Genomic DNA, 11,901 nt, shown 5'->3' with positions numbered 1-11,901 from the left:
GTTGTTAGTTTATAAATATAACTTGGCTTGTAAGTCCCTGAAAAAACATTTGTCATTGAGAATGGGAATACCCACATAAGGCCACCTTTCATTCCTTTATGACTTGTCCCCCACCAATAAGCTAAGTAAACATATTTAGAACAGTAACTAGGATTCTTGTGGTACAAGTTAGTAGTTGTCAAATGGTAGATTGTAAAATTAATCCGAACGCTGTTCGGACAAAAAAGATCAGCTTCCTTTAAAATGGTGTTTACCACAAACCCATCTTTTAGGAGCTGATCTTTTGTCTAGTACAACCTATTCCGAACGAATTAAAATCGAAACCTTTTGTGAACTAGGGCTGTCCAATATCCAAATGGGCGTTCGGATTAATTTTACAATCTACCATAAGCCTACCGATTTTTTAATATTATTTTATTCATCAATTTCCGGCGCCGACCCAAGCTCTGCCTGAATCATCCAGATTTTCTTCTCAATTGCGGTTTTGAGACCAATGAAAATATCTTGGGTACTGAAGTCTTTTTCAACATCGGATACTTCAATGCCGTGTTGGTAAAGGTCTTCCAAGTAACGATAGCCATCAACTAAGTGTGCGAGGCGTTCTGGGGTTGTTTTGTCCCATTCACCAGGCCAGTCTTGAATCTTAGTGTTTTCGGCCATTTCTTTTAAGGTCGAGTAAGGACTGCCATCAAGCGCAATCAGCCGTTCAGAAATGACATCGAGTTGGCTGTCAATTTCTTCCATGAACTCATCCATCAAGGGGTGCAACTTCAAAAAGTTGGGTCCACGCATGTACCAATGCGTCTGATGGATAATCATTGACATCTGGCTCAAATCGGCAACGAGTTGATTTAATACTGCTTTGGTTTTCGCATATTTCATTAGATTGATCTCCTTTCGATACGGTTATTATAACTTAGTGGTAGCTTAATCTGAAACGTTATACACTGGCAAATTAAGTTATTTATAGCCCGTAGAATTAAGTCGTTTTGAAAAGATGGAGACGTTATATGGTAGATTGTAAAATTAAATAAATCTACAATTGAATTTTATTTACCTTATGAAGATGTTCAAAACGCGTTAAAGGGAAGTGCGCAAAACCCCTTTATACGTACAAAGGATGAATGGGTAGTGGGTAACAATGAGTGTAAATTAAATAAGGCACAAAAAAGGATGCTTAAGGATAAAGAAATATATAATCATTTCAATTTAGAAAATATTCCCAGTTCCATCAAAACGGAGCTAAACAAGATAGTGCATGACATCGATGACTAATACTTTAACACCAAACAGAAAGGGGCTATGAATATATAGGGTCTATAATTTACAAATAGACCCTCGAAAACATTGTTAAAATAACCCTCAATATCTATAATGTAGATATTGGGGGTTATTTGTTTTAATATTAAAGAAATAGCTTCTTTTATTCGTTATTTTTTCGATACCTTTTAGAACGATTTTGACCAGGAAATAAACGATCATGCGATCCGACTCGAATGCCAATTAAGACTAGTTCATCTTTATCAATCGTATAAACCACCAGGACATCGTTAGTTTCGCTTGGTGTTTTGTTTTTCGGGGTATCTTCGTAAGTGATAAAGGATGGCATTGAATACGTCATAAAGATCATAACGACGCGGTCTTGTATGCTTGCGGAAGTTTTCTAAATCAGGTTGTATTAACGCAAATTGCGCTCGAGAAATATTGCTTGGATAATCTGGCATGACAAACTCCTCAGTCGGTTTTCCACAATTCTACCAGATTCAGCAGATACTAGACAGGTTCTAAGAGGCATTTCACCATACTAACAAGAAAACCAAAAATTCCCAGATCATTAATTTAACATATCGTATCAAACCACGCCTGGAATATTATCTAGGCGTTTTTTTAATGTCATGGTATTTTCTGGCAGAAAGGTTGCATTATTGTAACTACAGTTGTAAACTAATAAGTGTTAAGAGGCTACAAACGTAAACTTAGAATTCAATTAATGGAGGAAGCCAATTGAAGGATGCAAAGAATGTAACCATCACCGATTCTGAATGGATGGTTATGAGAGCAATTTGGACAATGGGACATGCGACTAGTCGTGAACTAATCGATGCTATGAACGAATTAGAAGGCTGGTCAGCTTCAACAACCAAAACGCTACTTCACAGGTTGATTCAAAAACAGGCGGTTGCGCAGCATGGCGGCAGTCGACCATTCACGTATAAGCCGGTTGTTGGCGAGAAGGAATCAATGGCGGCAGCGGCAGATGATTTGTTTGACCATATGTGTGCGATGCGGGCTGGTTCAACAATTGCCGGCGTTATTCAGTCAAGGGAACTCTCACGGGCGGATATTGCGAACTTACAGGCGATTCTAGCTGAAAAGGCCAAAACAGCGCCCGAGGAAGTTCAGTGTAACTGCTTGCCAGGTGATCAAACGTGTTAAGACTGTGGTGTTCTGTTTACTTTTAGGATTGCTGCACAAAAATCCAGAATCTGGGATTTCTGATGGCGGAAACTTATGAATTTTTGTCGTAATTCTCATTCATATAGTGGCATGGTGCTCCGCAAAGCAGAAGCCTAAATATAAGAACCTGGTGGAAAAATCCCGAGCCCGGGGATTTCCACACAAGGAACTTATATTCCGGCTTCTAACCGCTTTGCTACGCACACTTATTTTTAGGGGGTCGATAATCATGGCAAATAAAGAGGACCATATGAACATGAAAAACATGAGTGCTAAGAATATGGAAAATAATGAATCAAATATGAGTCATATGGATCATGATGACATGAAAATGGATCACGATATGACCGAAACGGATCATAATCAAATGAACATGGACCACGATATGGCCGAAATGGATCATGGTCAAATGAACATGGATCACGAAACTATGAATATGAGTGGGATGAATCACGGTGATATGGATATGGCTGGGACCGACATGATGATGCACGGTGGCTCAATGATGCATATGGGGAATTTGAAAGTTAAATTTTGGGTCTCCGTTGTCTTAGCGATTCCAGTTTTACTGTTAGCACCAATCATGGGTTTAAACGTTTCCATCCTTAGTTTCAGTTCACCGCTAATTGTTGGCATTATCATCGTTTTGTTTGATACAGCACTTTACTTTTATGGCGGAATGCCATTTTTAAAGGGGGCTAAATCGGAAATTCAGGATAAATCTCCTGAAATGATGACGCTAGTAACCCTTGGAATTTCCGTTTCGTATTTCTACAGTTTGTACGCATTTATTGCCAACAACTTCTTGAACCCGGCAAATCATGTAATGGATTTTTCGTTCGAACTTGCAACCCTGATTTTAATTATGCTTCTAGGACACTGGATTGAAATGAATGCATTGATGGGGGCTGGGGATGCCTTACAAAAGATGGCGGCCCTGTTGCCTAAGACGGCCCATCTAGTTACAGATAATGGTGAAACAAAAGAAGTGCCAGTATCTGATTTAAAAATTGGTCAAGCTTTCCAAGTGCGTTCAGGTGAGAGTATTCCAGCCGATGGTGTTATTACGGCTGGGGAGTCGACCGTGAATGAAGCACTGGTAACCGGTGAATCTGCTGCCGTTACCAAGAACGTTGGCGATAAGGTCATTGGTGGTGCAACTAACAATAACGGGACGCTAACGGTTAAAATTAGTGGTACTGGTGACTCCGGCTATCTTTCTCAAGTAATGAAAATGGTTCAAAATGCCCAGCAAGCTAAATCTAAAGCAGAAGATAAAGCTGATTTAGTTGCCAAGTATCTATTTTACGCGGCATTTGGTGTTGGGATTATTGCTTTCTTTGCCTGGTTACCCCAGGGATTGGCGACTGCAATGACGATCATGGTGACCGTCTTCGTGATTGCTTGCCCGCATGCATTAGGATTAGCGATTCCATTAGTGGTTTCTCGTTCTACTACGATTGGCGCTCAAAATGGGCTATTAGTTCGAAATCGCCAAGCCATTGAAGCAAGTCAACATGTTAGCCACGTTCTCTTGGATAAAACTGGCACGTTAACAGAAGGTAAATTTACGGTGAATGCATTGATTCCAAATGATGGGATTGACGAAACAACGTTATTAAGCCGACTGGCCGCCCTTGAAAATAATTCGACTCATCCGCTGGCCCAAGCAATCATTACTGAAGCCCAAGCGAAGGACATTGAAGTCGTTGCGGCTGAAAAGTCTCAAAATATTCCGGGCGTTGGTATTTCCGGTAATGTTGATGGCACTGACTATACGATTGTTAATGGTAACTATTTAACGAAGCAAGGGATCAGGTTTGACGAGGCCGCTGCTGATAAATGGGCTGCTAAGGGTAATTCCGTCAGCTTCCTATTGCAGGGCACCCAAGTTCAAGGAATGGTTGCTGAAGGCGACACCATCAAAGCGGGTGCTAAGGAATTAATTAGTGGTCTTCAGAGGCGAGGAATTACCCCCGTAATGCTCACTGGCGATAATCCAAAAGCCGCGGAACACGTTGCTAACTTACTGGGATTGACTGAATTCCATGCAGGCCTATTACCAGATGATAAACAAAAGATTATTGCTGATTATCAAGCAAAGGGCAATCACGTCATCATGGTTGGTGACGGCGTAAATGACGCACCAAGTCTTGCCGCGGCCGATATTGGAATTGCAATTGGCGCCGGAACCGATGTTGCCATTGATTCCGCTGATGTTGTGTTGGTTAAATCAGAACCCAGCGATATTTTACATTTTCTTGATTTGGCTAAAATCACAAATCGGAAAATGGTTCAAAATCTCTGGTGGGGAGCAGGCTACAATATTGTCGCAATTCCACTCGCTGCCGGTGTGTTGTCATTTATTGGAATCATTCTAGACCCAGCCGTTGGTGCTGTGGTCATGGCGATGTCGACAATTATCGTGGCAATTAATGCGATGGGATTGACTGGTGAAAAGATTAAAAACGTGTAATTAAGTGATGACAAAAAGAGGAGAAAGATCAGCTGGTAGTCTGGTCTTTCTCCTCTTTATGATCATCATGTTAATTACTTATCTGGTTGCTCAGTTAATTTCGCCAATTTTTGATGCAGCCTAATGTCATATTGCCTGGTAATTGGCATTAACACCGCGACCACCCCGCAAATGGCAGCACCGATTCCTGCAATCACAAATAGGCGTTCAATGCCAATCACATCAGCTAGGGGACCGGCAAAAATTAAGCCAATTGGTCCAGCCAGATTCAACAAAGAATTCAAAACGCCTAGAATCTGCCCTAACTCTTCTGCTGGATAACTTTGTTGAATCATTGCCATTAAAAGCGTTGTAAAAAATGGGGTCGCAATTCCTTCAATGATGTTTAAAGCTGCGAACCATAAAAATCCGGTTTGGTTACCTGGCAAAATGCCGCTAATACCGGTTGGAATGCCAACCAGGAAAAACGCGATGATTACGGGCTTCATCCGGTCCTGCCACTTACCAAAGAGGCCAATGATAGTGCCGCCGATTAGCATGCCAGTTGAATAAATGGCTTCAATTAAGCCAGCCTGACTAACGGTTCCCTGAAAGTATTTCATGGTCATGAGTGGATACATGCTGGCAGCAGGCATGTAGGTTAGTGTGAAGACGGCGCCGATCAACGTAATGTACCACAAGCCCTTGTTGTTCGTAAGTTGTTTGATCCCCAAGCGGGTGTTGTGGAGCACATGCATTGGCTGATCAATTTTTTCATTGTTAGGAATTTGAACCCACGTTAAAATACAAATCCCAATGATGGCCCCAAGTACGTCTAACAGAATCAAGTACTCGATGGGGATAAACGCAAATAAAAACGCGCCCAGTGCTGGGGCAATAATCATATTCGCGGATTGCACCATTCCCAGTTGGCCGTTCATACGGGTAATTTCTTTGTCTGGCACCATTGTGGGCATTACCGATTGAATCGTTGGCATCTGGAAGGTTTGCGCACAAGACCGCATCAGTAATGAAATAAAAATGAGCCAAAGTGGAAATACATGAAAGACCGTTCCGGATACGGAAAGAATAATAGCGAAACAGGCAGCAAAAACGTCCGGGAAAATTAGGAGGCCTTTTTTGTTCCACCGATCAACCATAGGACCAACAAACGGACTAAGAATCACCATTGGCAGCATTCCTAAAATAGTAGCAATGCTCAATACCGTTGCTGAACCGGTTTTCTTGGTCAAATACCAAATAGTGGCTGCCTTCTTGATTATCAAATAATTTTTCACCACTTCTATAAGCGGCGCTGGCAATGGCACTGCATCCTTTACCAGCACTAATTATAAAATTGCCCCTAAAAAGCATTGAAAGAATAACCCCTAATATCTATAATGTAGATTTTGGGGGCTATTTGTTTTTATATGGTACAAATGACTTCTTTTATTCGTCATTTTTTCGATACCTTTTGGAACGATTTTGACCAGGAAATAAACGATCATGCGATCCGACTCGAATGCCAATTAAGACTAGTTCATCTTTATCAATCGTATAAACCACCAGGACATCGTTAGTTTCGCTTGGTATTTTGTTTTTCGGGGTATCTCGTAAGTGAAATTCATTATACCCGCTCATTCGCCGATTAAGTTCATGATCCTCAAATTCTGGTGGTAATTGTTGTTGCTCAAGCAACAGGTCAATGGCTGCTCGAACTTCATCAATAATAGATTTGTCTAAACTGGCTAACCGTTTTAGATCAGCATTAAAGGTTGCACGTGGTTTAAATCTTAGTTTTTTCATTATTTAAACTGACCCCAATAATCATCATCTGGTTCAACAATTTCATCGTCAGGTAAGACATGGCGTTTAATTAACTGATCACGTGCAATTGCATATTCTAACGAACCTTCTTTCGCTTTTAATGCTCTTTCTAGCCAGTCCATTTTTTCTTGTGAAACGATGGCTACTGCGCGACTATTTGAACGAGCAATATAAACGGTTTCGTCTTCGTCATTAACTTGATCTAAATATTTTTTTAGGTTAGCGCGAAAATCGCTCTGTGTTAGTGCTAATGTCATATTTACCACCCTTTCATTGTACTTAATATTGTACTTTAATTTGTACTAAAAATCAATTTTTTAAGGAGCTAAAACTATGCAACAAGTTGTCTTACCCATCAAAGATTCAAATGTTCTCAAGGAGGTTCAAGATACCTTACTCAACAACTTTAAAGCTGGCCGGCGTAACTATACAGTTTTTCAAGTTGGCAAAGCGACACTGTTACGAGTGAGCGACGTTATGAAGCTTCGTTGGACAGATGTCTTTAACGAAAACGGCGCCGTGCGTCAGAATGCGTTTATCCACGACCAAAAGACCGGTAAAGCTAACCTGCTCTACTTAAAACCCGTGCAAACTGATTTATTAGCCTATCAAGCTTGGTTGCAAGAAAACCATTTGGTTTCTGACTGGTTGTTTCCCTCGATTCAGCACCCAGAACGACATATCACGGAAAAACAGTTCTACAAAATCATGAGCAAGGTTGGCGATCTTTTAGGAATTAATTATCTAGGAACCCATACGATGCGTAAAACCGGGGCTTATCGCGTTTACACGCAATCAAATTATAATATTGGCTTAGTCATGAATTTGCTCAATCATTCCAGTGAAGCAATGACTTTAGCTTATTTAGGCTTAGACCAGGCTAGTACTGAAACGATGCTGGATAAAATTGATTTTGGTTAGGAGGCTGGCTTTATGGATTTAGATTTTAAATCAAACAAGTATGATCTTTTTGATGATTGGCATCAAAACAAGACTAAACAAGCCTTTACACAAAAGTTGCAACAGCAAGCTCAAATTGAAAAAACACACCTGCCAAAATTATTGTCGCGTGAAGATTTAAAAATTCGTTGGCAGATGAACTCTCGTCAAAGTGTTCATCAAGTTGCTAGTAAGCCTGATTTTCCGCAACCCGTTTTTGCTTTTAATCATGGTAAGACGCCACTTTACTTAGCAACTGAAATTCAAATTTTCGAAATTAATCACCCTTGGGTAATAACTCCCGGTTCTCGTCTTGCTTATAGTCATTGGATCCTTCGTAATGTGATTGATTAATCTTGAGATTTGGCTCTAGGATTTTTATCGTTGGCGCTAGCCTTCTAATACAAATAATCCCCATCAAAATGGGGATTAAATCTACCCTTGACAATTGTCAAGGGTGTAAGTGCACATTTACCTCGTTTCACTCGGTCTGCTGATAACCATAAAATCAATTTCTGCTGTTGTTGAATTGACTGTATTTTTAATACAATTTATGTTTGCACTTAACTAAGATTTTTATGTTTTAAATACTTAAAAATTGTTGCAGATCCCGCTACTTTCAACCAAAATTTTTTAATTGCTTATGCAGATTATCTGCATAAGCCTGGCAACAAAATTTAAATAAGTAACTGTAAGAACTGCGTATCTAAACTGAAATCATTATTTTAATGTTAGGGGTAATTAAGATGGACGAAAAGAAAGTATTAAAGCCAATTGATGAAATGCTTGCTGATCCTTGGCAAGTTGATATTCAAGAATTGTTTGAAGCTTCTGTCAATGAACCTGACGAGATTAAAAAGAATTTGTATGATTCCTTATACACTTATATTTTGCAAAAAAGACAAGAAGATATTATTAATCGTCCTGGCTTCGTTATTTAGCCCTCTAAGAGCCTGCTGAGGGATTTTTGTTTTGCTTTGGTATAAATGTATATGAATAGTCTTAAAATTGCTAGAAACGAAAAATAAGGCCCTAAAAAACGAACATAGCAGCTAAGTTCTTGTTAAGATTCAGAAAAACTAACTGTTTGCTGTCAATGGTAGCGGACGAGCGTAGCGTGGGAGCATAAGGAATTGACAGTTCTAAACCAGTCTTAACACTGAAATGGCGAAAGCCAAAGTTTCTACAAAAACTTTGGCTTTCCTGCCTAACGGCGAGTGAAAAAGCGGTTAAGCTGGCTCAGCTTGGACGGGGGTCGGGGCGTCAGCGCCCGATTAAATGTGGCTTGCCACTCCTTTGTAGGCAACGAACGAAGTGAGGCGCAAAGAGCGTAGCGAATGAAGTTTAATGTGAGCCTGTTTTTGGGCTCACTCCTTTGTATTTTTGTTTTAGATTTTGATCTTGTACAGTGGTGCCTCTTTTAAACCTCTTTTATAAACCTCTTTTAAACCTCTTTTAGACCCCTCTTGAGCCTTACTCTACCAAGACATACAGAAGTTTATCAACGAGGTTTTGTCTGTTTATCAACGAGGTTTTGTCTGTTTATCAACGAGGTTTTGTCTGTTTATCAACGAGGTTTTGTCTGTTTATCAACGAGGTTTTTAATAGTGATCGTTGATAAACAATCGTTGATTTTATATAATAGTTGTGGAGGTGTAATTATGAGCAATGAACTTATAAAATATGATCCAGAACTTAATACTATTCCCTTACGTAAATTCACCCCTATTGAAATGAATCTATTTTTTTCAATTATTTCTCGTATGCGTGATAAAGGGGATCAAACAGTTAGATTTTCTTTTGAACAACTTAAAGACTTGAGCAACTATAAACCAACTGCAAATAATCGCTTTGAAGATGATATTCAAAGAACTTATGAAAAACTAATGGGACTTCATTTTGGAAGACGTAGCAAATCTGGATTAAATAGAGAGATGTTTGTTATGTTTACTAAATTCAGCATTGTTGGTGAAGCTGATTCCCCTTATATAGATGTTGAAGTATATAAAGATGCTTTGCCACTTCTTAATAATTTAGATACATGGGTTAGATATGCTTTAGCGGAATTTAGAGATCTTAGAAGCAGTTACGCCAAAACTGCCTTTAGATTGTTAAAGGGTTTTAGAACAACAGGTTATGCTTTTTTATCAAAAGAAGACTTTTTTGAATTACTTGATATTCCTAAAAGCTATTGGACAAAGTCAGGAGATATTGATAGGTATGTTATAAAGCCCATCAAAGAAGAGTTAACACCATTATTTAGAGGCCTAGCTATTAGAAAGAAATATGGCAAGGGACGTGGAAAACCAGTAATAGGGTATTCATTTACCTGGAAACCAGAAAAGAAAGGCGCTAATGACTTCTCACAAGGTAAATTACAAGATGAACGACAAAAACTTTTCAATATTCAGCATAATAGTGAACTAACAGAACAGGAAAAATGGCGCGCTACTGATAAAGTTAAAGGATTACCACTAGGATCCACTGAAAAACAAGCATTGGCTGATAAACAGGCTGAACATGATAAAAAAATAAGAGATCAAGCAAGACAAGAAGCACTTGCTGAACTCCGAAAGGGGTTTGGAAATAATGCCTAAAACAATTAGAGAACTTGCTGATGAGTTTGGTGTATCAAAACAAGCCATTAGGGAAAAAACTAGATGCAAACTTTAGTTGTTGTTAATTCGGGATATTTACTGTTAAAGCAACATTCATTGGTGGCAACAACCAGAACCAAATCAATTATAGTTTAGCTTGAAGATTGATACCTAAAGAAAACCAATCGACAAGCAAAACTTAAACTTGGTTGTCGATTGGTTTTCTTGTCGTTTTTAACTTATAATTTAAGGCGGATTAATTAGGCGGTGAAACTATTGGGCAAGACTATTCGACAACTTTCAGAAGAATTGAAATTATCAAAACAAGCTATTAATCAACGTATTAATAGTATTAATGGCTTTCGAAGCAAACACACTTATAAAGTCAAAAACCATCTAGAAATAGACAACCAAGGCGTTAAAATGCTTGCTAATTTCGACAAGCAAAAACGACAAGAACGACAAACAAATCGGCAAGCTGAAAACGACAAGGACAAAAATATTGATCATATCTTGCTAAAACAACTTGATGTTAAAGATCAACAAATTGCAAATTTACAACAGGCCTTAGATCAGCAACAAAAATTACAGATAGCAACGGTTTCAGAAAACCATCGATTAAAAGAGCACGTTCGTAAATTGAGTGGCTTGCTTGACTCTTCTAGTGCAACTCAACAGCAAAAATCAAACGACAAGGACGATGTCTTGTCGAATAATGTCAATACCCGTCACAGCAAGGATAAAAACGACAAGCAAAATGAAAATAGAGTTGCTGAATATAATAATAGGCAAAAAAAAGTATCTAAAAACAAGGTCAATAATAGTTGGTGGCGTTTTTGGTAGTATTTCTACTCCTTTCATCAAGCAATCAGGAATCTAACCCAGAAATAGTTGACAAAGAGCCCATTTTCCTACCGCCTTGGATAGTTATAAGAAGCAAAAAAATTCTCATACTATTTGGCTGACAGTGGTAATTTAAAGATGATAAAAGTCGATACAGCGTAAATAATTAAAATCGGAATCAGTAACATTCCATAGGTGATGGGCCACGTCAAAATGGTCATTAAGGCAGTGCCAACTGTATTTAAAATTACTAACGTTTTCCTGGTTAGTTTAAATGAATGCCACATTAAAAACCACCAGTAGACCAATGAAATAAGTAGCGCAAAGCTTCCCAATTCAGCTAATGACAATTTTTATTTATCTCCTATAAATTGTTTTTGTAATATATTAAAGCTTGCAAAAATTAAATTAACGATCATACTCCAAGGGTGGATAAGGAGCTAGAGTATCTTTAACACCCTCCCGATGATCATAGATACTTAGGGACACCCTTTTATCCTGCCAAGACATATTATAAATATATTGATAGGTATGGTGTTGGTGGCGAATTGAAACATCTTCCTCCCATTGTCCCATATTGACCCAATTAAAAACTATTTTCTGATTTTTAATGCTATTTTTTGGAATCTTTTGGGCAACCATGTACGTTCGAACGGCTCCAGTAAAATAAGTGCGATGTTGCCAATAAATGGCTAGCCAAACTATTAAAAAGAACCCTAGTAATAAAGCTATTACGTACCCAATCTTTTTAAGCATAACTAATCCACACCTCTTTTTCATTTT

13 protein-coding genes and 4 pseudogenes are annotated in these 11,901 nt (G+C 38.8%); 9 read left to right on the top strand and 8 right to left on the bottom strand.

What is annotated here, in order from left to right:
* Positions 1-283: 283 nt before the first annotated feature.
* Positions 284-373: pseudogene (locus FGL90_RS10345) on the top strand (IS30 family transposase); the annotation flags it as partial.
* Between the two features lie 41 nt (positions 374-414).
* Here the strand turns inward: FGL90_RS10345 and FGL90_RS10340 are convergent.
* The 3 genes and pseudogenes from FGL90_RS10340 to FGL90_RS10420 form a co-directional block, all read right to left on the bottom strand.
* Positions 415-882: a Dps family protein gene (locus tag FGL90_RS10340; protein WP_054656478.1), complete on the bottom strand. Its 468-nt coding sequence runs from the start codon at positions 880-882 to the stop codon at positions 415-417.
* 541 nt (positions 883-1,423) lie between these two features.
* A pseudogene (locus FGL90_RS10335) lies at positions 1,424-1,595 on the bottom strand (type II toxin-antitoxin system YafQ family toxin); the annotation flags it as partial.
* Positions 1,587-1,724: pseudogene (locus FGL90_RS10420) on the bottom strand (IS5/IS1182 family transposase); the annotation flags it as partial. The pseudogenes FGL90_RS10420 and FGL90_RS10335, both read right to left, overlap by 9 nt.
* A 280-nt stretch (positions 1,725-2,004) precedes the next feature.
* Here FGL90_RS10420 and FGL90_RS10330 point away from each other — a divergent pair.
* Together FGL90_RS10330 and FGL90_RS10325 are read left to right on the top strand one after the other, a co-directional pair.
* Complete coding sequence (locus FGL90_RS10330) at positions 2,005-2,436, top strand: CopY/TcrY family copper transport repressor (RefSeq protein WP_002816262.1); 432 nt, start codon at positions 2,005-2,007, stop codon at positions 2,434-2,436.
* A 250-nt stretch (positions 2,437-2,686) separates the two neighbouring features.
* A complete protein-coding gene (locus tag FGL90_RS10325) occupies positions 2,687-4,933 on the top strand; it encodes a heavy metal translocating P-type ATPase (protein WP_147657968.1) in 2,247 nt (748 codons plus the stop codon).
* A gap of 74 nt (positions 4,934-5,007) precedes the next feature.
* On the opposite strand, the gene FGL90_RS10320 is transcribed toward FGL90_RS10325, so the two are convergent.
* From FGL90_RS10320 to FGL90_RS10310, 3 genes are all read right to left on the bottom strand, one after another.
* Positions 5,008-6,219, bottom strand: a complete 1,212-nt coding sequence (locus FGL90_RS10320) for an MFS transporter (RefSeq protein ID WP_404814669.1) — start codon at positions 6,217-6,219, stop codon at positions 5,008-5,010.
* Between the two features lie 142 nt (positions 6,220-6,361).
* Positions 6,362-6,718: a type II toxin-antitoxin system YafQ family toxin gene (locus tag FGL90_RS10315; RefSeq protein ID WP_056947047.1), complete on the bottom strand. Its 357-nt coding sequence runs from the start codon at positions 6,716-6,718 to the stop codon at positions 6,362-6,364.
* Positions 6,718-6,996 (bottom strand): type II toxin-antitoxin system Phd/YefM family antitoxin, encoded by a 279-nt coding sequence (locus FGL90_RS10310; protein ID WP_060678116.1) that lies wholly within the window; start codon positions 6,994-6,996, stop codon positions 6,718-6,720. Before FGL90_RS10310 ends, FGL90_RS10315 begins: the two co-directional genes overlap by 1 nt.
* 76 nt (positions 6,997-7,072) lie before the next feature.
* On the opposite strand from FGL90_RS10310, the gene FGL90_RS10305 reads away from it, so the two are divergent.
* The 6 genes and pseudogenes from FGL90_RS10305 to FGL90_RS10280 all read left to right on the top strand — a co-directional run bounded on the left by FGL90_RS10305 (position 7,073) and on the right by FGL90_RS10280 (position 11,118).
* Positions 7,073-7,660 carry a site-specific integrase gene (locus FGL90_RS10305; protein WP_147657964.1) on the top strand — a complete coding sequence of 196 codons (588 nt, stop codon included), beginning with the start codon at positions 7,073-7,075 and terminating at the stop codon, positions 7,658-7,660.
* Positions 7,661-7,672: 12 nt separating this feature from the next.
* Complete coding sequence (locus FGL90_RS10300; RefSeq protein ID WP_147657963.1) at positions 7,673-8,032, top strand: hypothetical protein; 360 nt, start codon at positions 7,673-7,675, stop codon at positions 8,030-8,032.
* A 374-nt stretch (positions 8,033-8,406) separates the two neighbouring features.
* Entirely contained in the window at positions 8,407-8,619 is a 213-nt protein-coding gene (locus tag FGL90_RS10295; protein WP_010015136.1) for a hypothetical protein, read from the top strand.
* 720 nt (positions 8,620-9,339) lie between these two features.
* On the top strand, positions 9,340-10,275 hold the full coding sequence (locus FGL90_RS10290; protein WP_147657961.1) for a replication initiation protein: 936 nt from the start codon (positions 9,340-9,342) through the stop codon (positions 10,273-10,275).
* Positions 10,268-10,389: pseudogene (locus FGL90_RS10670) on the top strand (DUF536 domain-containing protein); the annotation flags it as partial. The gene FGL90_RS10290 and the pseudogene FGL90_RS10670, both read left to right, overlap by 8 nt.
* Before the next feature lie 162 nt (positions 10,390-10,551).
* A complete protein-coding gene (locus FGL90_RS10280; RefSeq protein ID WP_147657959.1) occupies positions 10,552-11,118 on the top strand; it encodes a DUF536 domain-containing protein in 567 nt (188 codons plus the stop codon).
* Between the two features lie 110 nt (positions 11,119-11,228).
* Here FGL90_RS10280 and FGL90_RS10275 read toward each other — a convergent pair whose 3' ends face one another.
* A complete protein-coding gene (locus FGL90_RS10275; protein ID WP_010620857.1) occupies positions 11,229-11,468 on the bottom strand; it encodes a hypothetical protein in 240 nt (79 codons plus the stop codon).
* A gap of 58 nt (positions 11,469-11,526) precedes the next feature.
* Positions 11,527-11,874 carry a DUF3139 domain-containing protein gene (locus tag FGL90_RS10270; RefSeq protein ID WP_010620858.1) on the bottom strand — a complete coding sequence of 116 codons (348 nt, stop codon included), beginning with the start codon at positions 11,872-11,874 and terminating at the stop codon, positions 11,527-11,529.
* Between the last annotated feature and the right edge of the window lie 27 nt (positions 11,875-11,901).

This window comes from Secundilactobacillus malefermentans (assembly GCF_008033155.1).
In the GTDB taxonomy this organism is placed as follows: domain Bacteria; phylum Bacillota; class Bacilli; order Lactobacillales; family Lactobacillaceae; genus Secundilactobacillus; species Secundilactobacillus malefermentans.
The sequence above is the reverse complement of the archived record's forward strand: the minus strand, read 5'-3'. Positions and strand labels throughout refer to the sequence as shown.